Annotated in this window: 21 protein-coding genes; 12 read left to right on the top strand and 9 right to left on the bottom strand. The window is 65.3% G+C overall.

The window, feature by feature from the left end; genetic code table 11:
- Positions 1-201 precede the first annotated feature (201 nt).
- Together BRA471DRAFT_RS11150 and BRA471DRAFT_RS11155 are read left to right on the top strand one after the other, a co-directional pair.
- Entirely contained in the window at positions 202-2,004 is a 1,803-nt protein-coding gene (locus BRA471DRAFT_RS11150; protein ID WP_007607144.1) for a tetratricopeptide repeat protein, read from the top strand.
- A gap of 86 nt (positions 2,005-2,090) precedes the next feature.
- The gene (locus tag BRA471DRAFT_RS11155; RefSeq protein WP_007607151.1) at positions 2,091-2,975 is read left to right on the top strand and encodes a 4-(cytidine 5'-diphospho)-2-C-methyl-D-erythritol kinase; all 885 of its coding nucleotides are present in this window, start codon (positions 2,091-2,093) and stop codon (positions 2,973-2,975) included.
- A 200-nt stretch (positions 2,976-3,175) separates the two neighbouring features.
- On the opposite strand, the gene BRA471DRAFT_RS11160 is transcribed toward BRA471DRAFT_RS11155, so the two are convergent.
- The 5 genes from BRA471DRAFT_RS11160 to BRA471DRAFT_RS11180 all read right to left on the bottom strand — a co-directional run bounded on the left by BRA471DRAFT_RS11160 (position 3,176) and on the right by BRA471DRAFT_RS11180 (position 7,924).
- Positions 3,176-4,045, bottom strand: a complete 870-nt coding sequence (locus BRA471DRAFT_RS11160) for an alpha/beta fold hydrolase (protein WP_007607155.1) — start codon at positions 4,043-4,045, stop codon at positions 3,176-3,178.
- Positions 4,046-4,052: 7 nt separating this feature from the next.
- Positions 4,053-4,685: a LysE family translocator gene (locus BRA471DRAFT_RS11165; protein ID WP_007607156.1), complete on the bottom strand. Its 633-nt coding sequence runs from the start codon at positions 4,683-4,685 to the stop codon at positions 4,053-4,055.
- Positions 4,686-4,744: 59 nt separating this feature from the next.
- The gene (gene fabF / locus BRA471DRAFT_RS11170) at positions 4,745-6,001 is read right to left on the bottom strand and encodes a beta-ketoacyl-ACP synthase II (RefSeq protein WP_007607158.1); all 1,257 of its coding nucleotides are present in this window, start codon (positions 5,999-6,001) and stop codon (positions 4,745-4,747) included.
- A 1-nt stretch (position 6,002) separates the two neighbouring features.
- A complete protein-coding gene (locus tag BRA471DRAFT_RS11175; RefSeq protein ID WP_007607159.1) occupies positions 6,003-6,518 on the bottom strand; it encodes a helix-turn-helix domain-containing protein in 516 nt (171 codons plus the stop codon).
- A 398-nt stretch (positions 6,519-6,916) separates the two neighbouring features.
- Complete coding sequence (locus tag BRA471DRAFT_RS11180; RefSeq protein WP_007594965.1) at positions 6,917-7,924, bottom strand: polyprenyl synthetase family protein; 1,008 nt, start codon at positions 7,922-7,924, stop codon at positions 6,917-6,919.
- Positions 7,925-8,056: 132 nt separating this feature from the next.
- On the opposite strand from BRA471DRAFT_RS11180, the gene BRA471DRAFT_RS11185 reads away from it, so the two are divergent.
- From BRA471DRAFT_RS11185 to glyS, 6 genes are all read left to right on the top strand, one after another.
- The gene (locus BRA471DRAFT_RS11185; protein WP_007607161.1) at positions 8,057-8,284 is read left to right on the top strand and encodes a DUF2007 domain-containing protein; all 228 of its coding nucleotides are present in this window, start codon (positions 8,057-8,059) and stop codon (positions 8,282-8,284) included.
- On the top strand, positions 8,277-9,047 hold the full coding sequence (locus BRA471DRAFT_RS11190; RefSeq protein WP_007607163.1) for a tRNA1(Val) (adenine(37)-N6)-methyltransferase: 771 nt from the start codon (positions 8,277-8,279) through the stop codon (positions 9,045-9,047). The genes BRA471DRAFT_RS11185 and BRA471DRAFT_RS11190 overlap by 8 nt, the downstream gene beginning before the upstream one ends.
- A gap of 211 nt (positions 9,048-9,258) precedes the next feature.
- The gene (locus tag BRA471DRAFT_RS11195) at positions 9,259-10,167 is read left to right on the top strand and encodes a S49 family peptidase (RefSeq protein ID WP_007607165.1); all 909 of its coding nucleotides are present in this window, start codon (positions 9,259-9,261) and stop codon (positions 10,165-10,167) included.
- 116 nt (positions 10,168-10,283) lie between these two features.
- Positions 10,284-10,475, top strand: a complete 192-nt coding sequence (locus tag BRA471DRAFT_RS11200) for a hypothetical protein (RefSeq protein ID WP_007607173.1) — start codon at positions 10,284-10,286, stop codon at positions 10,473-10,475.
- Positions 10,476-10,683: 208 nt separating this feature from the next.
- Positions 10,684-11,619 carry a glycine--tRNA ligase subunit alpha gene (locus BRA471DRAFT_RS11205; RefSeq protein WP_007607175.1) on the top strand — a complete coding sequence of 312 codons (936 nt, stop codon included), beginning with the start codon at positions 10,684-10,686 and terminating at the stop codon, positions 11,617-11,619.
- On the top strand, positions 11,619-13,718 hold the full coding sequence (glyS, locus tag BRA471DRAFT_RS11210; RefSeq protein ID WP_007607176.1) for a glycine--tRNA ligase subunit beta: 2,100 nt from the start codon (positions 11,619-11,621) through the stop codon (positions 13,716-13,718). Before BRA471DRAFT_RS11205 ends, glyS begins: the two co-directional genes overlap by 1 nt.
- A 250-nt stretch (positions 13,719-13,968) precedes the next feature.
- Here the strand turns inward: glyS and BRA471DRAFT_RS11215 are convergent, their stop codons facing one another.
- The gene (locus BRA471DRAFT_RS11215) at positions 13,969-14,322 is read right to left on the bottom strand and encodes a DUF1236 domain-containing protein (RefSeq protein ID WP_007594952.1); all 354 of its coding nucleotides are present in this window, start codon (positions 14,320-14,322) and stop codon (positions 13,969-13,971) included.
- 223 nt (positions 14,323-14,545) lie between these two features.
- Here BRA471DRAFT_RS11215 and BRA471DRAFT_RS36775 point away from each other — a divergent pair, with 223 nt between their 5' ends.
- The 3 genes from BRA471DRAFT_RS36775 to BRA471DRAFT_RS11225 all read left to right on the top strand — a co-directional run bounded on the left by BRA471DRAFT_RS36775 (position 14,546) and on the right by BRA471DRAFT_RS11225 (position 19,707).
- Positions 14,546-14,701, top strand: a complete 156-nt coding sequence (locus BRA471DRAFT_RS36775) for a DUF3096 domain-containing protein (RefSeq protein WP_007607177.1) — start codon at positions 14,546-14,548, stop codon at positions 14,699-14,701.
- 96 nt (positions 14,702-14,797) lie between these two features.
- On the top strand, positions 14,798-17,749 hold the full coding sequence (gene ppdK / locus BRA471DRAFT_RS11220; protein ID WP_035973855.1) for a pyruvate, phosphate dikinase: 2,952 nt from the start codon (positions 14,798-14,800) through the stop codon (positions 17,747-17,749).
- 503 nt (positions 17,750-18,252) lie between these two features.
- Positions 18,253-19,707: a cell wall hydrolase gene (locus BRA471DRAFT_RS11225; protein WP_007607179.1), complete on the top strand. Its 1,455-nt coding sequence runs from the start codon at positions 18,253-18,255 to the stop codon at positions 19,705-19,707.
- Between the two features lie 3 nt (positions 19,708-19,710).
- On the opposite strand, the gene nadC is transcribed toward BRA471DRAFT_RS11225, so the two are convergent.
- The 3 genes from nadC to nadA form a co-directional block, all read right to left on the bottom strand.
- The gene (gene nadC, locus BRA471DRAFT_RS11230; RefSeq protein WP_007607180.1) at positions 19,711-20,589 is read right to left on the bottom strand and encodes a carboxylating nicotinate-nucleotide diphosphorylase; all 879 of its coding nucleotides are present in this window, start codon (positions 20,587-20,589) and stop codon (positions 19,711-19,713) included.
- Between the two features lie 11 nt (positions 20,590-20,600).
- Positions 20,601-22,205 carry an L-aspartate oxidase gene (locus BRA471DRAFT_RS11235; RefSeq protein ID WP_007607181.1) on the bottom strand — a complete coding sequence of 535 codons (1,605 nt, stop codon included), beginning with the start codon at positions 22,203-22,205 and terminating at the stop codon, positions 20,601-20,603.
- Positions 22,206-22,396: 191 nt separating this feature from the next.
- Positions 22,397-23,503 (bottom strand): quinolinate synthase NadA, encoded by a 1,107-nt coding sequence (gene nadA, locus BRA471DRAFT_RS11240; protein ID WP_007607183.1) that lies wholly within the window; start codon positions 23,501-23,503, stop codon positions 22,397-22,399.
- 332 nt (positions 23,504-23,835) lie between these two features.
- Here nadA and BRA471DRAFT_RS11245 point away from each other — a divergent pair, with 332 nt between their 5' ends.
- Positions 23,836-25,089, top strand: coding sequence for an MFS transporter (locus BRA471DRAFT_RS11245; protein ID WP_007607185.1), 1,254 nt, complete (start codon positions 23,836-23,838; stop codon positions 25,087-25,089).
- Position 25,090 lies beyond the last annotated feature (1 nt).

Genomic DNA, 25,090 nt, shown 5'->3' on the forward strand with positions numbered 1-25,090 from the left:
GCGGCGTCTTGGGGCGCTCTTGACCGGTCACTTGGTCGATTTGGGCCGTGCGGAGGGGATCGCCCGGCCCGAATCCTTGCGGTGAAGCGCCAAAAGCGGCATTGTCGGCCTGACGGTTCCGGGTCCCCATGCCACCGGCCGCGTTCGCATGCGATACGGCCTTCTGCAAACCCAGGCACTACCAACTCAAGGCGAGCCCTGATGCTTTCAAATCGTTTCAACCGTTGGACTGTTGCCGCCATTGCCCTCATGGGCTCAGCGATGGCGACGGTCCCCGGCGCGGTCCGGGCGCAGACGCCGGACCATCCGTCCGACACCGCGGCGCAGTTTCCGACCCGAAACGATCTGAAGGCGCTGACCACCTCCGGCAGCTATCTCGCCGCCCGCCACGCCAGCGTCGAGCGCGACGCGGCCTCCGCTGCCGCGTTCTATCGCTCGGCCCTGCGCACCGATCCCAAGAACAACGAGCTGCTCGACCGCGCCTTCATCTCCTCGGTTGCCGACGGTGACATCGACGAAGCCGTCAAGCTTGCTGAGCGCATCCTGACCATCGACAAGACCAACCGCGTTGCGCGCCTCGTCGTCGGCGTGCACGATCTCAAGCTCAAGAAGTACGCGGCCGCGCAGACCAACATCAACCAGTCGATCCGCGGTCCGATCACCGATCTCGTCGCCACGCTGCTATCGGGTTGGGCTGCCTATGGTGCGGGCGATGCCAAGGGCGGCGTCGCCACCATCGACAAGCTGGCCGGTCCGGAATGGTATCCGCTTTTCAAGGACCTCCACGCCGGCATGATCCTCGAGCTCGCCGGCAAGGAAAAAGACGCCGGCACCCGGTTCGAGCGCGCCTACAAGCTTGACGATTCCATGTTGCGTGTCACCGAGGCCTATGCGCGCTGGCTGTCGCGCAACAAGGACTCGGCCGCCGCGACCACGGTCTACCAGGCTTTCGACAAGAAGCTCGCCCGCCATCCGCTGATCGTGGAAGGGTTGCGCGACACCAAGGCCGGCAAGAAGATGCCGCCGCTGGTCGATAGCGCGCAAGCCGGCGCCGCAGAAGCACTCTACGGCATCGGCGCCACACTGACCCGCCGCGGCGGCGAGGATCTGGCGCTGGTCTATCTCCAGCTCTCGCTCTACCTCCAGCCCACCCATCCCCTGGCGCTGCTCTCGCTCGCCGATCTCTATGAATCGGTGAAGCGGCCGCAGATGGCGATCAAGGTCTACGAACGGGTGCCGTCGTCCTCGCCGCTCAAGCGCAACGCCCAGATTCAGCTCGCCATCGATCTGGATTCCGCCGACCGCACCGACGAGGCGATCAAGATTCTCAAGGGCGTCACCACTGAGGATCCCAAGGATCTCGAAGCCATCATGGCGCTCGGCAACATCGAGCGCGGCCGCAAGAAGTTCGGCGAATGCGGCGCGACCTATTCGCAAGGCGTCGACGTGCTGCCGGCCGGCATCGACAAGGCCAACAGCGTCTGGTATTATTATCGCGGCATCTGCGAGGAGCGCTCCAAGCAGTGGGGCAAGGCCGAAGCCGACATGAAGAAGGCGCTCGAGCTGCAGCCCGACCAGCCGCACGTCCTGAACTATCTCGGCTATTCCTGGATCGACCAGGGCATCAATCTCGACGAAGGCATGAAGATGATCAAGCGGGCGGTCGAGCAGCGCCCGGATGACGGCTACATCGTCGACTCCCTTGGCTGGGCCTATTACCGCATCGGCAATTACGAGGACGCGGTGAAGAACCTCGAGCGCGCCATTGATCTCAAGCCCGAAGATCCCACCATCAACGATCACCTTGGCGACGCCTATTGGCGCGTCGGCCGCACGCTGGAAGCCAAGTTCCAGTGGGCGCACGCCCGCGATCTCAAGCCCGAAGCGGATGAGCTTCCGAAGATCGAGGCCAAGATTGCAAACGGTATGACCGAAGACAATTCGAACTCCTCGGCTGCGCAGGCGGAGAAGGAGAAGAAGAAGGACGACGGCAAAGGCGGCTGAGTTGAGCGCATGATCCGGAAGAGTGTGTAGCGGTTTTCCGGCAAGATCATGCGTAGGAAGAACTAAGTTCTGGGGGCGTGTCGTCAATGCCGGCGTTGATTGAAGAAGGGCGCGCGAAGGTCAATCTGAGCCTTCGCGTGGTCGGCCGTCGTACCGACGGCTATCATGATCTCGAAAGCGTCGTCGCGTTTGCCGACTGCGCCGACCGGCTCACCCTGGAGCCCGGCGGCGAGCTGAAGCTCACCACGACGGGGCCGCTCGCGGCGGCCTGCGGCGATATGGCCGACAACCTCGTGTTCAAGGCGGCCAAGCTCCTGGCCGAAGCCGTCCCGAACCTGAAGCTGGGCGTCTTTGCGCTCGACAAGGTGCTCCCGGTCGCTGCCGGCATCGGCGGCGGCTCGGCCGACGCCGCGGCGGCGCTGCGGTTGCTGGCGCGTCTCAACGATCTGTCGCTCGATGACCCGCGGCTGCAGAAGGTTGCGCTTGCGACCGGTGCCGACGTGCCGGTGTGCCTGTTCTCGCGCGCCTGCGACATGACCGGTGTCGGGGAGCAGCTGCTGCCGCTCGCGTTGCCGAGCATGCCCTGCGTGATGGTCAATCCGCGCGTGCCGGTCGCGACCAAGGATGTGTTCCAGGCGCTGGGCCTGCGCAATGGCGAACTTCTGGTTGGCGCCACCTCCGTCCTCGACGCCCCGGCCTGGCCGGGCGAGGCCGCCTCCATTGCCGATTGGGTCGACACGCTCGAGACCGTCGCCAACGATCTCGAAGCCCCGGCGATGCGCATCGAGCCTGTCATCGGCGACGTGCTGGAAGCCTTGCGTGGCTCCGCCGGCGTAAAGCTAGCCCGCATGTCCGGCTCGGGTGCGACGTGCTTTGCGATCTATGGCGCATCTGCCGAGGCGCATGCCGCCGCTGAGAAGATCCGCAGGGATCATTCCGGTTGGTGGGTGCACTCGGGGACGTTGAGCTAGGTACGACCGCCGTATAGGGCGGGCAGAGCGAAGCGTGCCCACCAATTGTTCAGTCAACCGGATGCATGGGGGGCACGGCGCTGTCGCGCCTTTGCCCGCCATACGATAGCGCGGCCAGCCCAAGCTGCGTAGCCCGGATGAGCGAAGCGATATCCGGGACCTTGCTTGCCGCGTCCCGCATGTCGCTGCGCTCATGCGGGCTACGAGTTCTCAGCCAGTCCGAGAAACCGCCGAATCTCGCTCAACACCTCCAGCGGCTTGTCATGTTGCAGCCAGTGTCCAGCCCCGGCGATGGTCTCGACGCGCGCCTGCGGAAAATAGCGCTCCAGGCCCGCGGCCCTCGCGCCAGCCAGAAAGCTTTCGCCGGCATTCAAGAGCAGCGTCGGACAGGTGATGCGCGACCACAGCGCGATGTGATCGTCCGGCCAGAGCCGGTGCGGCGCGGAGGCGCGCTGGTAGGGATCGAACTTCCAGCTATAGGTGCCGTCCTCGTTCTGCCGCGCGCCGTGGGTGGCGAGATGCAGCGCGAGGTCGCGAGACAGCCGCTTGTTGTGAAGCACCATCTGCGCCGCCGCGTCTTCGAGCGTCGAATAGCGGCGCGGTGCGCGGTCGTGCAGCTTGTCGAGCTGACCGACCCATTTGCCGATCCGCTCATGCACCGGCGGTTTTGGTGTATCCGGCAACATCGTCACGCCGTCGAGCACGACCAGCTTCGAGACCTGTTCGGGGAATGACCCTGTAAAGATCAGGCTGACCATGCCGCCCATGGAATGGCCGATGAGAGTGATTTGAGGCGCCGCGACGGCACGGACGAGCTGGGCCAGATCGTACACATACTCCGTCAGCGCGTAGCTGCCGCCTTTGGTCCAGTCGGAATCACCGTGACCGCGCAGGTCGGGTGCGAGCACGTGAAAATGCGGCTGCAGCGACCGGGCGATGACGTCCCAGCTCCGGCAATGATCGCGGCCGCCGTGAACCAGGATGGTGACCGGCGCGCCGTCGTTGCCCCAGTCGACATAGTGCAGCCGCAGGCCGTGAGACTCGTAAGTGCGGCTTTGCGGGGCAAGCATGGCGGCGCTATCCATTCACGGGCCGCCGCGCCAGTGCGAGCGACAGGCCGAGCCCTGCGATGAAGACACCGGAGCCCTGGGTGAGGCGTCGCATCAGGTGCGGGCATCCGATCAACTGCGTGCGTGTCGCGGAGGCCATCAGCACCACCATGATGTCGGCGAGTGTGTTCAGCGTTACCGAGATCGCGCCCAACGTGATGAACTGCAGCGTCGGGTTCGATCCCGCCGGGTCAAGGAACTGCGGAATGAAGGCGAGGAAGAATGCGGCGGTCTTCGGGTTCAGCGCCTCGACCAGCACGCCGTCGCGAAAGGCGCGCTTGTCGCCGACGGGCTCGTTGCCGAATGACAGCGCGCGGCTGGCGCTGCGAAAAGTCCTGATGCCGAGCCAGACCAGATAGAGTACGCCGACGAATTTCACGGCGGCAAACAGCTCGGCGCTGGCAAGGATGATCGCGGAGATGCCGAGGCTGCCCGCGACCACATGAACCAGCCCGCCGAGCGCGGTGCCTGCGGTCGATGCAAAACCGCTGCCGCGCCCTTCCGACAAGGTTCGTGCCGCGACGTAGAAAATGCCGGGGCCGGGAACGGCGGCGATGAGACAAGCGGCGGCCAGGAACAGCCAGAAATTCGTGTTGATCATCCTGCTTTGGTAGCGATGCTTGCCGCGATTGCAAGGCCCGTCGATTAAGGCCCCGTCGTTTAGCCCATCCGGCGGAAGATCACGCTGGCATTCACCCCGCCGAAGCCGAACCCGTTCGAGATCGCGTGCTGCATCGGCGTCGGGCGCGCCACACCGGCGACGATGTCGATGCCGTCAGCGGCGGGATCGGGGTTTTCGAGATTGAGTGTCGGCGGCGCGATCTGGTCGCGCAGGGCGAGCACGGTGAAGATCGCCTCGAGCCCTCCGGCGGCGCCGAGCAGATGTCCGGTGGCCGATTTGGTCGCGCTCACGGCGATGCCGCGGTGACGGCCGAACAGCGCGGCAATCGCGCCAAGCTCGCTCTCGTCGCCGGCCGGCGTCGACGTCGCATGCGCGTTCAGGTGCTGCAGATCCGCGGGCGCAAGCTTGGCCTGCCGGAGCGCGATCTCCATGGCGCGCCGGGCGCCGTCGCCGTCGGGCGGACCCGATGTCATGTGATAGGCATCCGCGGTCGTGCCGTATCCGACGATCTCCGCGATCGGGGTCGCGCCGCGCGCCAATGCATGCTCCAGCTCCTCGATCACCAGGATGCCGGCGCCTTCGCCCATGACAAAACCGTCGCGGTCGCGATCGAACGGGCGCGAGGCGCGCGCGTCATTGAACCCGCTCGACAGTGCGCGGGCCGCGGCAAAGCCGCCGAGGCTGACGATGTCGATGCAGGCTTCAGTACCGCCGCAGATCGCGACATCAGCCTCGCTTGCGCGGATCATGCGCGCGGCATCGCCGATCGCCTGAACGCCGGCGGCGCACGCCGTGACCGGTGTGCCCAGCGCTCCCTTGTAGCCGTATTTGATCGAGACGTGGCCGGCGGCGAGATTGGCGAGGAAGGAGGGGATCGTGAACGGCGACAGCCGGCGCGGTCCGCGCTGTTCGGTGATGCGCACCGCCTCCGCCATCGCCGGAAAACCGCCGACGCCGGAGGCGATGATCGTCGCAGTTCGTTCCTGCGCCGCCGCGTCCTGCGGCGTCCAGCCGGCCTGCGCAACCGCTTCTGCGGTGGCGAGCAGCGCGAACAGGATGAAGCGGTCCATCTTGCGCTGGTCTTTCGGCGCGGCGGCCTGCGCGGGATCGAAGCCACCGTCGGCGTCCTCGGCCTTGTCGGGCACGAGGCCGGCGATGCGTGCGGGCAGCGCCTGCGACCATTCCGGCAGCGGGCGCAGCCCGCTTTGGCCCGCCAGCAGCCGGCGCCAGGACAGTTCGACACCGCAGCCAAGCGGCGACACCGCGCCCATTCCCGTCACGACGATACGACGCATGTCAGTCTCCAGCCGGCGCGACGGCCGGGTTCATGGCTTTGAGCGAGGTCAGCCGTTTGCGCATGAGACGGCTGGCGCGGGGACCGGCGATGATGACCGCATTGGTGAGCGTGATCGGCTGCATGTCGGCGGCATCGAGCACGACCGGATTGAACGGACGACGATCGTGCCGGTTCGCGAGCAGGATCGCTTCGCCCTTCGGTGCGAGATGCTTGTTGCCCCAGGCGAGCAGGGTCGCGACCACGGGGAAGAAGTCCCGGGCCTTGTCCGTCAGCACATATTCGTAGCGCGGTGGCCGTTCGTGATAGCGGCGGCGGACGAACATGCCGCTTTCGGTGAGATGGGCCAACCGCCGCGACAGGATGTTCGGCGCGATCCCGAGGCTTTGCGAAAATTCGTCGAACTTCGTTGCGCCCTGGAACGCATCCCTCAGGATCAAAATGCTCCACCATTCGCCGACCGTCTCCACGGCGCGGCCGACCGGACATTCCTGAATGGAGGGGGACTTGGGCTGCATGGTTCGAAAGTAGGGATGTAACTTTCAAAATGCAAGTGACAAGGGCGACTTCCCCGCACGGCAGGACGATGTGCGGGACTGCAAAACTGTCTCTGTGATCCGGGATGCGAGTTGGCGAGCGACGCCTGCGCTCCTTGCTCCGTCATTGCGAGCGGAGCGAAGCAATCTAGAGTCCTTCTGCGTTCGCTGCGCTCGCAATGACGCTGTTGATGCAGTGGTGGCGCGTACCTCAACGATGTCGTCCCGGCGAAGGCCGGGACCCATACCCACGACTGTTGTTGTGATGCACGATGGGGGCCACAGCCGCTAAGACAACGCTGACCGGGGTAATGGGTCCCGGCCTTCGCCGAGACGACACTGAGGGTGTGGCTACCAGCAAGCGCTAGGGATGCGAGAAGCTAATGCGACCGAGCCAGGCAGAACGCCACGACCTGCTCCAGCGCGCTCTTCATCGGCGAGGACGGGAACAGCGCCAGCGCGTCCACGGCCATGGCGCCGTAGTGCTGGGCGCGGCTGCGCGTGTCTTCGAGCGCACGATGCTTGTTCATCAGCCCGATGGCGTGGTCGAGGTCGGTGTCGCCGATCTCGCCGCGCTCGAGCGCGCGGATCCAGAAGGCACGCTCGGTGTCGTTGCCGCGGCGGAAGGCGAGCACGACGGGCAGCGTGATCTTGCCCTCGCGGAAATCGTCGCCGGTGTTCTTGCCGAGCTTGGCGCTCTTGCCGCCATAGTCGAGCACGTCGTCGACGAGCTGGAAGGCGATGCCGAGATTCATGCCGACCGAGCGGCAGGCGGTCTGCTCCGCCTTCGGACGGTTCGCGATCACGGGGCCGACCTCGCAGGCGGCCGCGAACAGCTCGGCGGTCTTGCCGCGGATCACGGCGAGATATTCGTCCTCGGTGGTCGCGGTGTTCTTGGCGGCGGCAAGCTGCATGACCTCGCCCTCGGCGATGGTGGCAGCGGCCGCGGAGAGAATGTCGAGCGCACGGAGCGAGCCGACCTCGACCATCATGCGGAAGGCCTGGCCGAGCAGGAAGTCGCCGACCAGCACGCTCGCCTCATTGCCCCAGAGCATGCGCGCCGACAGCTTGCCGCGGCGCATCTCGCTTTCGTCGACGACGTCGTCATGGAGCAGGGTGGCGGTATGCATGAACTCGACGCTGGCGGCGAGCTTGATATGGCCGTCGCCGGTGTAGCCGGCGAGGTTGGCCATAGCCAGCGTCAGCATCGGCCGCAGGCGCTTGCCCCCGGAGGAGATCAAATGGTTGGCGACCTCCGGGATCATGGTCACGTCCGAACCGGTCCGCGACAGGATCGTGGCGTTGACGCGCTCCATGTCACCGGCGACAAGGGCAACCAGCTCTTCGATCGACGCGCCGGGAGTTTCGAAAGGTACGATGACGGCCACGCCGGTCTCCAATATTTGCCCCGGAAGGGCTATTCTGATGGAAAGACAATAGAAACTGGACGGGGATGCGGCAAGGGCCGTGGAACCATTGACATTTGCCGCTTAATCCCCGTCAGGCAGGAGGCCTGTGTTTTGCGAGAACTGGTTCGGACCAACGATATGGTGCTGGTGTCGGCGATCGGCGCGCTGCTCGACGGCGCCAACATCCATCATCTGGTGCTGGACCAGAACATGAGCATCATCGAGGGCTCGCTCGGCATTTTGCCGCGGCGGATCCTGGTCCACGAGGACGACGCCATCGAGGCCCGGCAGCTACTGACCGAGGCCGGCCTCAGCCACGAACTGCGCGGCGATGAGTGAAGCCCTGGCAGACCTCACCGAGGACGCCTTCCTCGGCGGACAATTGCGGCTGAAGCAGAAGCGGTCCGGCCATCGCGCCGGGCACGACGCCATTCTGCTCGCGGCGGCGACGGAGGCGAGCGCGGGCGACCGTGTCGTCGATCTCGGCGCCGGCATCGGCACGGCCGGGCTTGCATTGGCTCGGCGCGTGGCCGGGATCAGGCTCGGCCTGGTGGAGATCGATCCCGAACTGGCGGAGCTTGCGCGCGCCAATGCGGCAGCGAATGCGATTGCCGCCGAGACGATCGTGCTCGACGTCACCGCGGACGCGCAGACCTTCGCGGCCAGCGGGCTCGCGCCCGACAGCGTCGACGTGGTGCTGATGAACCCGCCCTTCAACGATCCCGCCCGCCATCGCGGCTCGCCCGACCAGGCGCGCCAGATCGCGCATGTGGCGAGGGATGAGACGCTGAATGGCTGGGCGCATGCGGCGCGGCGCATCCTCCGATCGAATGGCGCGCTGACATTGATTTGGCGCGCAGATGGGATTGCGGACGTTTTGGCGGCGCTGTCTCGCGGCTTCGGCAGTCTCGCGATTCTGCCGGTTCACGGTGAAGCCGGGCGGCCCGCGATCCGCGTGCTGGTGCGCGCGATCAAGGGCGGGAGGGCTCCGACACGATTGTTGCCGGGCCTCATACTCAACGAGGAATCACGCGTGCCTAAAAAAGAGGTGATGGATATTCTGGAGGGAAGGGCGGTTCTACCCCTGGTGGAACCGTGCTGAGCTATTGCGGAAGCGATTCCGACTGCTGCTCTTGCGGTGTCGTCAGGCGGATCGCCATGAACAGCGCACCGATCAGCAGCATCAGCAGATAGATTTTCATGGTGTTCTCCGCCGGCCCATTGCAGCCTCTCAACGGGGTTTCTGCAAAACACGTTCCGGGCCCTTCCAATGACAGTCGCGTGATAAGAAATGGTTAATCAGAGGTAACGGCATGGCCGAACAATTGAACGATCGTGAGAGTTCCGGCCTGGCCGACAAGCTCATGCAATATCTGCCGGCGCGCTTCCGTCCCGGTACGGCCGTGGTGCCGGTGGTGCGGCTGTCCGGTGTGATCGGCGCAGTGACGCCGCTGCGCCCGGGCATGACGCTTGCGACCGTTTCGCGGGTGCTGGAGCGGGCGTTTTCGATGCGCAACGCCAAGGCGGTGGCGCTGGTCATCAATTCGCCCGGCGGCTCGCCGGTGCAGTCGCGCCAGATCTACCTGCGCATCAAGCAGCTTGCGGCGGAGAAGAAGCTGCCGGTGCTGGTGTTCGTCGAGGACGTCGCGGCCTCCGGCGGCTACATGATCGCCTGCGCCGGCGACGAGATCATTTGCGATCCGTCCTCGATCCTTGGTTCGATCGGCGTGGTCGGCGGCAGCTTTGGTTTCCAGGAGGCGATCAAGCGGCTCGGCATCGAGCGGCGCCTCTACACCGCCGGCGCACACAAGGCGATGCTCGACCCGTTTCTCCCTGAAAACCCCGACGACGTCGCCAAGCTGAAGGCGCTCCAGCGCGAGATCCACCAGATCTTCATCGCGCTGGTGAAGGAGAGCCGCGGCGCGCGCTTGAAGGGCTCCGACGACACCCTGTTCACGGGCGAATACTGGGCCGGCGAGAGTTCTGTCGCGCTGGGGCTTGCCGACAGCATCGGCGATCTCCGCTCAACTCTTCGTGCCCGCTTTGGCGACAAGGTTCTCACCCCCGTGATTGCCCAGCCGACCGGTCTGCTCTCCAGCCTTTTGGGCCGGAAATCGCCCGGCGCGGGGCAGCTTTCGGTCCTGGAATCAATGGCCGGCCTGCCGGACGACCTGATTTCGGCGGTCGAGACGCGCGCGATCTGGGCGAAATTCGGGTTCTAGACGGAGCCCCTCCGCGCCATTTGGTCCCAAGCAGACTTGAAGCCGTGCCAATTGCGGCGCGGCCCGGTCTGCGCAAGAATGCGCGTGGGGGCTGAGCAATAGACAAGGATCGACCGATGCCGCCGTTCGTCGCATTCGCGGGCGTCCTGGGCGGGCTTGCCGTGGTCCGCTGGGCCTACAAGACCGCTGTCAGGATCAACCAGGAGCTGGAGGAGATGCGCCTCTCGCGCGTCGCTGAGGCCGCCCATAGGGGGGCCGTCCAGACGCTGAAGCAGGATCCCGTGACCGGAGCCTATCGGCCGGGTTAGCCGGGCGTCTTTTCATACGCGGTCATTCCGGGGCGATGCGAAGCATCGAACTAGGGTGCGCAGTTGCGCACCTGAGAAGCTCGAGATTCCGGTTCGCCCTTCGGGCGCCCCGGAATGACGGCCATTCCACCCCCTTTGCCTTGATTCCCACCCCTGCCGTCGATACGGTCCCGCGCGATTCAACCCCCCGCGAGAGCCCGATCTGACGATGGACGCCTCCTTGCCCGCCCATATGCGCCCGGAACGCTCGTTCCAGGGCTTTATCCTCGCGCTCCAGCGGTTCTGGGCCGAGCAGGGCTGCGTGATCCTGCAGCCTTACGACATGGAGATGGGTGCGGGTACCTTCCATCCGGCGACTACGCTGCGCGCGCTCGGGCCAAAGCCCTGGAATGCGGCCTATGTGCAGCCCTCGCGGCGGCCCAAGGACGGCCGCTATGGCGAGAATCCGAACCGGATGCAGCACTACTACCAGTTCCAGGTGATCATGAAGCCGTCGCCGCCGAACCTTCAGGAGCTGTACCTGAAGTCGCTTGCCGCGATCGGTATCGATTCCGCCGTGCACGACATTCGCTTCGTCGAGGACGATTGGGAGAGCCCGACGCTGGGCGCCTGGGGCCTCGGCTGGGAGTGCTGGTGCGACGGCATGGAAGTCAGCCAGTTCACCTATTTCCAGCAGGTCGCGGGTGTCGAATGCGCGCCGGTCGCGGGCGAGCTCACCTACGGGCTCGAGCGGCTCGCGATGTACGTGCAGGGCGTCGATCGCGTCTACGACCTCAACTTCAACGGCCGCGACGGTGACGCCAAGGTCACCTATGGCGATGTCTTCCTGCAGGCCGAGCGGGAATATTCGAAGCACAATTTTGAGATCGCCGACACCGCGATGCTGTTCGAGCAATTCAAGATGGCTGAAAGCGCGTGCAGAAAGTACCTAGAAGCTGGCTGGAAGGACGGCAAGCGCGAGGCGCATCTGATGTCGCTGCCGGCCTATGACCAGTGCATCAAGGCGAGCCATGTCTTCAACCTGCTCGACGCGCGCGGCGTGATCTCGGTGACGGAGCGGCAGAGCTACATTCTTCGCGTGCGCGAACTGGCAAAGGCTTGCGGCGAGGCCTGGATCCATACTGAAGCGGGCGGAGCGGCCTGATGCCCGATCTTTTGCTTGAACTGTTCTCCGAAGAAATCCCCGCGCGCATGCAGGCCAAGGCGGCGGAAGACCTGCGCCGCATGGTCACCGACAAGCTCGTCGCCGAAGGTCTCGTCTACGAAGGCGCAAAGGCGTTCGCGACGCCGCGCCGCCTCGCTCTCACCGTGCACGGCATCCCCGCGCGCCAGCCTGACCTGAAGACCGAACGCCGCGGACCGAAGATCGGCGCGGCCGATGCGGCCGTGCAGGGGTTTCTGAAAGCGACGGGATTGACGTCGCTGGACGAGGCCAAGATCCAGCGCGACCCGAAGGGCGACTTCTACATCGCGCTGATCGAGAAGCCCGGCCGCGACGCCATCGACGTGCTCGCGGAAATCCTCCCCGTGATCATCCGCACGTTCCCCTGGCCGAAATCGATGCGCTGGGGCGCGCGCTCCGGCAAGCCAGGCTCGCTGAGCTGGGTGCGCCCGCTGCACGCGATCACCGCGACGTTCGGGCCTGAGACCGAAGAGCCCGATGTCGTCAAATTCTCGGTGGACGGCATCGAGTCCGGCCAGACCACCTACGGTCATCGTTTCATGGCGCCTAGCGCGATTTCCGTGCGCCGCTTCGAGGATTACGAAGCCAAGCTGAAGGCCGCAAAAGTCATCCTCGATCCGCAGGCGCGCAAGGACATCATCTTTGCCGACGCCAAGGAGCTGACCTTCGCGCAAGGGTTCGAACTGGTCGAGGATCAGGTGCTGCTGGATGAGGTTTCGGGCCTGGTCGAATGGCCGGTCGTCATGATGGGATCGTTCGAAGCGGAATATCTCGCGATCCCCGACGAGGTGATCCGCGCCACGATCCGCAACAACCAGAAATGCTTCGTCGTCAAAGATCCCAAGACGGGCAAGCTAACCAACAAATTCGTCCTCACCGCGAACATCGAGGCGCCCGACGGCGGCAAGACCATCGTCGCCGGCAACGAGCGCGTGATCCGTCCGCGCCTGTCCGATGCGAAGTTCTTCTATGAGACGGACCTGAAGACGAAGCTGGAAGACCGCCTGCCGAAATTCGAGCAGATCGTGTTTCACGAGAAGCTCGGGACCCAGGCCGCGCGCATCAAGCGGATCGAACGCCTCGCTGCCGAGATCGCCCCCCTGGTCGGCGCCGATGTCGCCAAGGCGACGCGCGCCGCGCATCTAGCGAAGGCGGATTTGCTGACCGAAGTCGTCGGCGAGTTTCCCGAGGTGCAGGGCCTGATGGGCAAATACTACGCGCTGGCGCAGGGCGAGGATGCTTCCGTCGCGGCGGCTTGCGAGGAGCACTACAAGCCGCAGGGGCCTGCCGATCGCGTGCCGACCGATCCGGTCAGCGTGGCAGTGGCGCTCGCCGACAAGCTCGACACGCTTATTGGCTTCTGGGCCATCGATGAGAAGCCGACCGGAAGCAAGGACCCATATGCACTGCGTCGTGCGGCGCTGGGCGTGATCAGGCTGATCACCGAGAACGGACTGCGTCTATCCCTCATGAAGGTGGCGGCGTCCGCGCTCGCCGGCTTGTCCTTGAAGCCTGCCGATGCGCAGAAGCTTCCGAGCGACCTGCTTGCCTTCTTCGCTGACCGTCTGAAAGTCCAACTCCGTGAGCAGGGCGCGCGGCACGATCTCGTCGATGCCGTGTTCGCGCTCGGCGGCCAGGACGATCTTCTGATGATCGTTCGCCGCGTCGAGGCGCTCGGCAAATTCCTCGAGTCCGAGGACGGCAAGAATTTGCTCGCCGGCATCAAGCGCGCCAGCAACATCCTCGGCATCGAGGAGAAGAAGGACAAGCGCAGCTTTGAAGGCGCGCCCGATGCTGCGCTCTACGGCCTTGCCGAGGAAAAGGCGCTGGCCAAGGCGATCGGCGAAGTGCAGGCGGAAGCCAGCGCTGCCGTCGCCAAGGAAGACTTCGCGGCTGCGATGAGTGCGATGGCCAAGCTGCGCCCGCCGGTCGATGCGTTCTTCGAGAAAGTTCGCGTCAACGACGAGGATGCGAAGGTGCGCGAGAACCGGTTGAAGCTGCTCAACGAGATCCGCAGCGCCACGCGCGCGGTGGCGGATTTCTCAAAGATCCAGGATTGAGCGCGGTCTTGCGGCCGCCAACACTGTCATTCCGGGGCGCGCCACTTGGCGCGAGCCCGGAATCCATTTCTCCACATCACGCGCCGCATGATGGATTCCGGGCTCGCGCTTCGCGCGCCCCGGAATGACGAAAGCACAAAAAGCCCCGCCCGGCGGGGGGAGGACCGGGCGGGGCCTGATGTCCGACTCTATTGCTCGCGTCAGCCTGATTGATGTGACGCGCCGGACACCTAGTTGATTCCGGAAAACGCTAGTCCATCACCTCGACGATGCGCCGCGAGCGCGGCTCGACCAGCACGGTCTCGCCGTTCACGACGGTGTAGCGATAGGTGGTGGCGCCGAAACGTTGCGGCACGTCATAATAGGTGACGCCGCTTTCAGGTAAGGTGGCACCGACCACCACGCGATCCGGGATGCGGAAAGCCGGCACCCGTTGCTCGACGACATAGTCGCGGAAAGCCGGCCGCTGCTCGACCGCAATGGTCGGGCCGCTGTCGACGACGACGGGCGCGCGTCCCACGGTGACGCTGCTTTGCGCCTGCGCCGCAAGGGGCGAGCCGATCGCGGCCGCGAGCGCTGCAAGAGCAAGAATCCTGTTCCGCATGGGCAACTCCTTCGAGAAGGTTTTCGGGAAGCGCCAATGGCGCGACCGGTTGCCAATGCATGCGTCTTCGCGATGTTCCGGACAATGCCCGCCGCATTCGCGGCATTTTCGGGCAGTTTTCGCGAAGCCGGGAACTCGCGTGGGCTCAGTGCGTCTCTACCCGCGGAACCCAGTCCGCTATGATCCCGCCGCGATTCGCCCCCACCCCACGGAAAGAAAATTCATGCACATCACCGTCGCCCACATCTCGCCGATCCTGTCTCTGCTTGCGGGTGTGCTCATCCTGATCATGCCGCGCCTCCTGAACCTGATCGTCGCGATTTTTCTCATCGTAAATGGTGCGATCGGGCTCGGATTGTTGAAGTGGCTCCATCTCTAGGCCTTCATTCTACGGAACTCTTCGACTTGCGCGGACCTGCCCAAAGTGGTGTAAGGCGCGCAATTACCCATTCCTCTCGCAGGTTGTGTGCAAGCTATGGCCAAAGCCGCCTCGAAAACTCCAGCGAAAATGCCAGCGAAATCAAAGTCCTCCGGAAAGGCGAAAGCCGCGCCGGCGGCCCGCAAGGCACTTGCCAAGCGCGCCCCGAAGCCCGTGGCCAAGGGCGCTGCCAAGGCTGCTGCCAAGCCGGCTGTGAAGCCTGCCGCCAAGGCTGTCTCCAAGGCTGTTGCAAAGGTACCGACGAAGCCGGTTGCGCCGAAAGTCGCCGTGAAGCCGGCACCGAGCAAGGCGGCGCCTGTTGCGGCCAAGGCCGGCAAGTGGGTGTTCACGTTCGGCGACGGTAAGGCCGAGGGCAAAGCGGAGATGCGCGATTTGCTCGGCGGCAAGGGCGCCAACCTCGCCGAGATGGCCAATCTCGGCCTGCCGGTGCCTCCGGGCTTCACCATTCCGACCTCGGTCTGCACCTACTTCTACGCGCACGACAAGTCCTACCCGAAGGAATTGAAGTCGCAGGTTGAGAAGGCGCTCGACCATGTCGGCAAGTTGACCGGCAAGATCTTCGGCGATTCCAGGAACCCGCTGCTCGTGTCCGTGCGTTCCGGCGGCCGCGCCTCGATGCCGGGCATGATGGACACGGTGCTCAATCTCGGCCTCAACGACGAGACCGTGGAAGCGCTGTCGGAACTGTCGGGCGATCGCCGATTCGCCTATGACAGCTATCGCCGCTTCATCACCATGTATTCGGACGTGGTGCTCGGCTTCGAGCATCATCATTTCGAGGAGATCCTCGACACCTTCAAGGACAGCCAGGGCTACACGCTCGACACGGATCTCACCGCCGACGACTGGGTCGATCTGGTCGGCAAGTACAAGGACGCGGTCGCGCGCGAAACCGGCAAGGATTTTCCGCAGGATCCGCACGACCAGCTCTGGGGCGCGATTGGCGCGGTGTTTTCATCCTGGATGAACGCCCGCGCGGTGACCTACCGCAGGCTGCACGACATCCCGGAATCCTGGGGCACCGCGGTCAATGTGCAAGCCATGGTGTTCGGCAACATGGGCGAGACCTCGGCGACCGGCGTTGCCTTCACGCGCAATCCCTCGACCGGCGAGAGCAAGCTCTACGGCGAGTTCCTGATCAACGCGCAAGGCGAGGACGTGGTGGCGGGCATCCGCACCCCGCAGGACATCACCGAGGAAGCACGCAAGGATTCGGGCTCCGACAAGGCGTCGATGGAATCGGCGATGCCGGAGGCCTTCAAGGAGCTGACGCGGATCTACACGCTGCTCGAGAAGCACTATCGCGACATGCAGGACATGGAGTTCACGGTCGAGCAGGGCAAGCTCTGGATGCTGCAGACCCGCGGCGGCAAGCGCACGGCCAAGGCGGCGCTGCGCATCGCGGTCGAGCTCGCCAATGAAGGCCTGATTACCAAGAAGGAAGCGGTTACGCGGATCGACCCCGCCTCGCTCGACCAGCTGCTGCATCCGACCATCGATCCCAACGCCAAGCGCGACGTGATCGCAACCGGCCTGCCGGCCTCGCCGGGTGCGGCCTCCGGCGAGATCGTGTTCTCCTCGGACGAGGCGGCCAAGCTTCAGGCCGACGGACGCAAAGTGATTCTGGTCCGGATCGAGACCAGCCCCGAAGACATCCACGGCATGCACGCCGCCGAAGGCATCCTGACCACCCGCGGCGGCATGACCTCGCATGCTGCGGTGGTCGCGCGCGGCATGGGCAAGCCCTGCGTCTCCGGTTGCGGCACCATCCGGGTCGATTACGGCCGCGGCACCATGAGCATCGGCTCGCGCACCTTCAAGACCGGCGACGTCATCACCATCGACGGCTCGCTCGGCCAGGTGCTCGCCGGCCGCATGCCGATGATCGAGCCCGAGCTGTCCGGCGAGTTCGGCACGCTGATGAAATGGGCCGACCAGGTCCGCAAGATCGGCGTGCGCGTCAACGCGGACACGCCGGAGGACGCGCACACCGCGATCAAGTTCGGCGCGGAAGGCATCGGCCTCTGCCGTACCGAGCACATGTTCTTCGAGGAGACGCGCATCCGGACGGTTCGCGAGATGATCCTCTCCGAGGACGAGCAGTCGCGACGCGCTGCGCTGGCAAAGCTGCTGCCAATGCAGCGCGCCGACTTCGTCGAGCTGTTCGAGATCATGAAGGGCCTGCCCGTCACGATCCGCTTGCTTGATCCGCCGCTGCACGAGTTCCTGCCGCACACCCATGCCGAGGTCGAGGAAGTGGCGCGCGCCATGAACACCGACCCGCGGCGCCTGGCCGACCGCGCGCGCGAGCTGTCGGAGTTCAATCCGATGCTCGGGTTCCGCGGCTGCCGTATCGCGATCGCCTACCCCGAGATCGCCGAGATGCAGGCGCGCGCGATCTTCGAAGCGGCGGTCGAGGCCGAGAAGCGTACCGGCAAGGCCGTCGGCCTCGAGGTGATGGTGCCGCTGATCGCCACCAAGATGGAGCTCGACCTCGTCAAGGCGCGCATCGACTCCACCGCGAAGGCGGTGATGCGCGACACCAACACCAAGCTGACCTATCAAGTCGGCACCATGATCGAGCTGCCGCGCGCCTGCCTGCTCGCGGCCGAGATCGCGGAGAGCGCCGAGTTCTTCTCGTTCGGCACCAACGACCTCACGCAGACGACGTACGGCATCAGCCGTGACGATGCCGCGAGCTTCCTCGGCACCTACGTGTCCAAGGGCATCCTGCCGATCGATCCCTTCGTCGCGCTCGACCAGGAAGGCGTCGGCGAGCTCGTCAAGATCGGCGTCGCACGCGGTCGTAAGACGCGCGCCTCGCTCAAGGTCGGCATCTGCGGCGAGCACGGCGGCGATCCCGCCTCCGTCGCCTTCTGCCACGCGATCGGCCTCGACTACGTCTCCTGCTCGCCCTACCGCGTCCCGATCGCCCGCCTCGCCGCCGCGCAAGCTGCGCTCGGCAAGGCGATCGCGAGCCAGGCATAAGCGGAGCGGCGAGTTGAAATGTTGAGAGCGAGAGAGGCGGGGCAAAACCCCGCCTCTTTCATTTTGAGGCTTGACGGCTGCCACATCGTATTTGCGATCACCACACACTCGCTGTCATCGCCCGGCTCGACCGGGCGATCCAGTACGCCGAGACGTGAGTGCTTGAACGCAGAAGCCGCGGCGTACTGGATGCCCCGCCTTCGCGGGGCAGAACAGCGGGTGTTGATGTAGCGATGGAACCGAACCGCGCGTCCCGCAATGACACGTGCGCGCAAGAGTTCCTTCACCATTCGCGTTGACCAGATATTTACCGCGTCCCGTCAGCGGACATTTACCACGCATGCAATCACCCCCGTGAAAACACCTGCGATTGCTTGCGTGTGCCGCATGCGCCACGCCGATTAACGCCCCGGCAACCTAAATTAGATACTCACGAGAAAGATCGAATTGCACGGATGTACTGCGGCTCGATTTTCTAGCGTAAGCGTAGCGTGAGCGTATCGATGTTTTTGTTGCGTACCCATCCGAAGGGCGCGCGGTTCGCGTCCTTCGGCATCGGTCTCTGCATCTTCGCATTGATGCCGAGAGAGACCGGCTATCAGGACATTGCCTCGCTGCTGGCGCGCCAACCCGGCGTCGCGGAGCGTTGGCAGAAGCAGGTGTTCTCTGCTGCGTCCTCCATACAACTCGCCACCTACAGTTTTTCCCGGCCGATCGGCACTTCGGTTCCGCTGAGTGCGATGGTTCGCCTCGCGAGCCTCGACGGTCGCGACGTCACCGGCGCGATCAGCCGCAATCCGGCGCTCCAGGCGCCGCCGCGCTACCAGGCCGCCGATTTTCCCAAGGTCGATCGCTCCATGAAAGGTGATCGGCTCGCAACGATTACACCGACGCAGGCCCCCGGAGCCGGCGCGCCGACGGCAGCGCCCGCGCAGGAAGATCCCGCGACGTCGAACAGCTCGGTGTTCGGCGCCAAGACCGTCGCGTTGCCACAGGCGATGTCGCCGGAGTCCGCGGCCGCGCTCGATCCCGAACTTGCGGAAGCGCTGCGCGCGCCGCCGCTGCCGCAATACACCAGTGCGCCACAACCCAGCGACGCTGCGCGCTCGCTCGCGCTCCAGCCGCTCGAAGCCCTGAAGCAGGCCACCATTCCGGCTGCACCGCCACGCGATCCATTCCGCGTCAAAACCTCGAACCTGTTCTTCGGCAGCTCCTCGCTCGGAGGCAACGTCGAGAGCATCGAGAGCTGGCAGCCCGGTGCGGAGCCGCTGATCGTGATGCCCGACCCCGACATGAAGGTGACGGCCTCGCTGTCGCCGCCGTCGGAGGATATTGCGAAGGATATCGAGAGCGGCGAGAGCGTCGCGTCGAAGGGCGAGGTCAACGTCGACAACCAGCGCGCCCGATCGCCGGCGGAGCGGCTCGCACTCGACGACAAGTCGCGCGCGAAGTCTGAAAAATGCCTCGCGGAAGCCGTCTATTTCGAGTCCCGCGGCGAGGCCGTGCGCGGCCAGATGGCGGTTGCGCAGGTGGTGATGAACCGCGTGTTCTCCGGTAAATATCCGGACACCGTGTGCGGCGCGGTCTATCAGAACAAGCACCGCCATCTCGCCTGCCAGTTCACCTTTGCCTGCGACAACAATGCCGACGTGATCCGCGAGCCCGAGATGTGGGAGCGTGCGAAAAAGATCTCGAAGGCCATGCTCGACGGCCAGATCTGGCTGCCCGAGGTCGGCAAGTCCACGCACTACCACGCCTATTGGGTGCGCCCGTCCTGGGTCGCCGAGATGAAGAAGATGTACAAGACCGGCGTCCACACCTTCTATCGCCCACGCGCCTGGGGCGACGGCAGCGAGGAACCGAGTTGGGGGACGCCAGCGCAGACCGCTGCGCTATCCGCCGAGCTCATCCAGGAAGCCAAGAGCTCCGCCGAGATGGGCGCAACCGAGCGGCGGTAGCCCTCACGCCTCGATATCCAGCGCGCAGTCGAAATTCGGCGCCGAATGCGTCAGCGCGCCGGACGAGGCGTAGTCGACGCCGGTCGCCGCGATCGCTGCGATCGAGTCCAGGGTGACGCCGCCGGATGCCTCCAGTTCGAGGCGTCCCTCGTTGAGCCTGACCGCTTCGCGCAACGTCGCAATGTCCATGTTGTCGAGCAGCACGGCGTCGGCAAGGCCGGTGTCGAGCACCTCGCGCAACTGCGCCAGCGTGTCGACCTCGATCTCGATCTTGACGAGATGGCCGGCATGGGCGCGGGCGCGCTCCAGCACGGGCCGGATGCCGCCGGCAACCGCGATGTGGTTGTCCTTGATCAGGATCGCGTCGTCGAGCCCGAAGCGGTGATTGAACCCGCCGCCGCAGCGTACCGCGTATTTCTCCAACGCGCGCAAGCCCGGCGTGGTCTTTCGCGTGCAGCAGATCCGCATCCGGGTGCCCTCGGTGCGCGCAACATAGTCCGCCGTGAGCGTCGCGACGCCCGACAGGCGGCCGACGAAATTCAGCGCGGTCCGCTCCGCCGTGAGGATGGCGCGTGCCGGCCCCGAGATCGTCAGCACCTGCTGCCCGCGGGCGACGCGCGCGGCGTCGCGAACATGCGCGCGTATCTCGATGTCGGGCGAAAGCTTTTGCAAGGTGGCGAGCGCCAGCGGCAAGCCGGCGATCACGCCGGATTGCCGTGCGACCAGGATCGCTTGCGCCTTCGTTGATTCGGGAATCGTCGCAAGCGAGGTGATGTCGCCGGCGCGGCCGAGATCCTCATCGAGCGCGCGCAGCACGGCCTCGTCGAGCGCGAGCGGGGAGAGGAAGGCGTCGGGATAGAGCAGAGAGGTCGGGGTGATCATGGCAGACTCCGTCAGGCGATCAGGGGTTGCGCGGTTCGCGGTATCTGGCGTTCGGTCAGGCTGTCCGCGATCTCGTGTGCCGCCGTGAGCATGGTCATGGTGCGTTGCGCCAGGGCGGGCACGTCCGCGGCATGGTCGGAGCGGAAATGCGCGCCGCGGCTCTCGCACCGGTTCCAGGCCGACGCCGCCACGAGCAGGGCTGCCGTTGCCATGTTGCTGACCGCGATGCTCGTGGCCTCGCGTTCGAGCGTGGCGAAGTTGCGAACTGCGTCCGCAAGCCCGTCACCGTCGCGGATCACGCCGACATGGGTGCTCATCAGCATCCGCAGCCGCTTCACGGCCGCAGCATCCGGCGCGCCGTCCCGCGGCGTCGGCCCGTCCGCAAGGCGCGCGGGCGAGGCAATGGTGCGGCCGGCGATGTCGTCGGCGATGCGCGCGGCGTAGACCACGGCCTCCAGCAGCGAATTCGAAGCAAGCCGGTTCGCGCCGTGCGCGCCGGTGGACGACACTTCGCCGCCGGCCCAGAGCCCGTCGATCGAGCTGCGGCCGCGATCGTCCACCGCGATGCCGCCCATGTGATAGTGCGCCGCCGGTGCGATCGGGATGGCCTGCGTGGCGGGGTCGATGCCGGCGGCGATGCAGCTTGCATGAACGGTCGGGAATTTGTCGGCAAAACGTCCGCCCAGCGCCTGCCGCGCATCGAGGAAGGCGCCGCGTCCGGCCGAGATCTCCGCGAACACGCCGCGAGCCACGATGTCGCGCGGTGCGAGCTCGGCGAGCGGATGGCGCGCGGCCATGAAGCGCTCGCCATGGCCGTTGATCAGCGTCGCGCCTTCGCCGCGCAACGCTTCTGTGGCGAGCGGCGCGGGATCGCGGCCGACCATGATGGCGGTCGGGTGAAATTGCACGAACTCGGGATCTGCAATCACCGCGCCCGCGCGTGCGGCGATCGCAAGACCGGATCCGCTGGCCTCGCGCGGATTGGTGGTGACGGCATAGAGATGGCCGATGCCGCCCGTGGCCAGCACCACGGTGCGCGCGGCGAGCAGGACCGGCCGTGCGGCGAAATTGCCCGCTTCGCGCAATTGAAGGCCGGTGACGGCGCCGTCGTCGGTCAGCAGTGCTTCGGCGACGAAACCTTCGATCAGTCGAATTGACGGTGTGCGCCGCACGGCATCGCCCAGCGCCGCGATGATGGCGGCGCCCGCGCCATCGCCGCGCACATGCACGATGCGCCGCGCCGAGTGTGCGGCTTCGCGCCCGACTGCGAGCCTGCCTCCGAGATCGCGGTCGAACGGCACGCCATAGGCGAGCAGGTCGTGAATCCGCGGCGCGGCCTCGCGCGCGATCCCGAGTGCGACAGCTTCGTCGACGATGCCGCCGCCAACGGCAACCGTGTCCGCGGCGTGCGCTTCCGGCGTATCGCCTTCAGCCATTGCCGCGGCGATGCCGCCTTGCGCCCATGCGGACGACGCGCCCTGTCCGAGCGGCGCGGCCGAGATCAATGTCACGGGCCGCGGCGCGAGCTTGAGCGCGCAGAACAATCCGGCAAGGCCGCCACCGACGATGACGACGTCGTCGGAGCGGGGGAGGGTGTGGATGGTATTTGTTGTCATAGCTTTCTCCAGGCTCTCAACTGTCGTCCCGGCGAAGGCCGGGACCCATAACCCCGACTGCGGGTTGTTGCGGCAAGCTGGAGCTGCCAGCCTGCCAATACCCACGCCCTGTGGTTATGGGTCCCGGATCTTCGCTCCGCTTCGCTTCGCTTGTCCGGGACGACGATTGTGTTTGTGGTTGGGAGTTGCCTTCAATTCTTCAAATTGATCATCCGCTCGACCGAGCGCCTTGCGCGGTCCGCGAGCGTGGGATCGATCGTCACCTCTTCACGAAGCGTCAGCAGGCTCTCCAGAATGTTGGCGAGCGTGATGCGCTTCATGTGCGGGCAGATGTTGCAGGGGCGCAGCATCTCCACATCGGGCAGCTCGGCGCGGACATTGTCGGCCATCGAGCATTCCGTGATCATCACCAGCCGCCGCGGCCGCCGCTCGCGCACCCAGTTGATCATGTGCGCGGTCGAGCCCGTGAAGTCGGCCTCGGCCAGCACGTCCGGTGGGCATTCGGGATGGGCGATGATCTGTACGGAGGGATCGGCCTCGCGGTAGCTGCGCAGCTCGGCGCCGGTGAAGCGCTCGTGCACCTCGCAGGCGCCCTTCCAGGCGATGATCTTCACGTCGGTCTTCGAGGCCACGTAAGTGGCGAGATAGCGGTCGGGCAGGAAGATCACGCTTGGTGCGCCGAGGCTTTCGACCACTTGGACCGCGTTCGACGAGGTGCAGCAGATATCGACCTCGGCCTTCACCTCCGCGGAGGTGTTGATATAGGCAACGACAGGCACGCCGGGAAATTTTTCGCGGAGCAGGCGGACGTCCGCGCCGGTGATGCTGGCGGCGAGCGAGCAGCCGGCACGCGTATCAGGAATCAGCACCGTCTTGTCCGGATTGAGCAGTTTCGACGTCTCCGCCATGAAGTGCACGCCGCACTGGACGATAATGCCGGCCTTCACCCTGGTGGCTTCGACCGCGAGCTGGAGCGAATCACCGCCGATGTCGGCGACGCAGTGGAAGATCTCCGGCGCCTGGTAATTGTGCGCGAGGATCACCGCGCCCCGGGCCTGCTTCAGTTCGTTGATCGCCTTGATCGTCGGGGCCATCAGCGGCCATTCGATCGGCGGGATGACGTGTTTCACGCGCTCGTAGAGCGGTGCGGTGGCTCGCTCGACCTCCGGAGTCCATTCCAGCGAAGGCATCGGCAGCGAAGGTCCGGTTCGCGCCTGCCCGGGCCGTGCCGGCGTGATGACGTGGCCCTGCGGCCGGTTGGCAAAGTCGTCGGGGCCGTAAATTCCAGTTAGCGGCATCCAAGCCTCCCGTGCATGTCATTTATACTCATTCTGAGCATATACAGAGCCTGAGAAATCCGGCCGACAGGCCGGAAATCATTTTAATATGCTCGATATGAGCAAATAGAAGATAACACGCCGCGTTGGGAGCCGCTAGATCTCGCCGCACACATTTCCGTCAAGTCGGCCCCCTTCGGCGCGTCGGCTGAGGCCGCGAGGAAATGCAATGCTCCCGCGCCAGCTCTTCACGGAATGCATTCGTTTTTGACTTGGGGGTTTCATGCAGATGCATTAAACGAGCTGGCTCGCGGCTGCCATTTGCGAATCCGCGACGATGCACGAGGAACAGCATGTCGACACAGATGGGCGAGCTCGGTTCGGTCTCCCGTTCCTCCTCCTGGCGCACGCCGGCGATCATCATTCTCTGCGGCTGCGCGATCGGGATGCTCGGCTTCGGCCCGCGCTCGGCGCTGGGCTTCTTCGTGCAGCCGATGAGCCATGAATATGCCTGGGGCCGCGATGTGTTCGGCCTCGCGATCGCGTTTCAGAATTTGCTGTGGGGATTGGGCCAACCCGTCGCCGGCGCGGTCGCCGATCGCTTCGGCCTGTTCCGGGTGATGTGCGTCGGCGCTCTGCTCTATGCCGGCGGCCTGCTCCTGATGCGCTATTCCTCGACGCCGCTATCGCTGAACATCGGCGCCGGCGTCATGGTCGGCTTCGGTCTCGCCGGCTGCTCGTTCAATCTGGTGCTGTCGGCATTTACCAAGCTCTTGCCGGCCGAGAAACGCGGCCTTGCGCTCGGCGCCGGCACTGCGGCGGGATCGTTCGGGCAGTTCCTGTTCGCGCCCATCGGCGTGGCTCTGATCGACAATTTTGGTTGGCAGCAGGCGCTCACGGTGTTCGGCTTCCTGATGCTGCTGATCATCCCGCTGGCGCTGGCGCTCTCGACGCCGCCGGTCGCAAGCACGGCAAAGGCGGCGCCTGCGGACCAGCAGACCTTCACCAAAGCGCTCGCGGAAGCCTTCGGCCATCGCTCCTACGTGCTGCTGGTGCTCGGCTTCTTCACCTGCGGCTTCCAGCTTGCCTTCATCACGGTGCATCTGCCGGCCTTCCTGGTCGATAGCGGCATCTCCACGCAAATCGGCGGCTGGGTGATCGCGGCGATCGGTCTGTTCAACATCATGGGATCGCTGAGCGTCGGGTATCTCCAGAACAGCCTGCCCAAGCGCTACATCCTCTCGGCCATCTATTTCACCCGCGCGCTTGCGACGCTTGCCTTCATCTCGTTCCCGATCACCCCGTTCTCGGCGATTGCGTTCGGCGCGGTCTCCGGCCTGACCTGGTTGTCGACCGTGCCGCCGACCTCGGCGCTAGTCGCAATCATGTTCGGCACGCGCTGGTTCGCCACCCTCTATGGCTTCGCCTTCGTCAGCCATCAGGTCGGCGGCTTCCTCGGTGTCTGGCTCGGCGGCATCGTGTTCGAGCGGTTCGGCTCCTACATGCCGATCTGGTGGCTCTCGATCCTGTTCGGCGTGGTCTCGGCGCTGATCAATCTTCCAATCGTGGAGAAACCGGTCCAGCGGGCGGTTGCGCAGCCTGCCTGAT

The organism is Bradyrhizobium sp. WSM471, assembly GCF_000244915.1.
Taxonomy (GTDB): domain Bacteria; phylum Pseudomonadota; class Alphaproteobacteria; order Rhizobiales; family Xanthobacteraceae; genus Bradyrhizobium.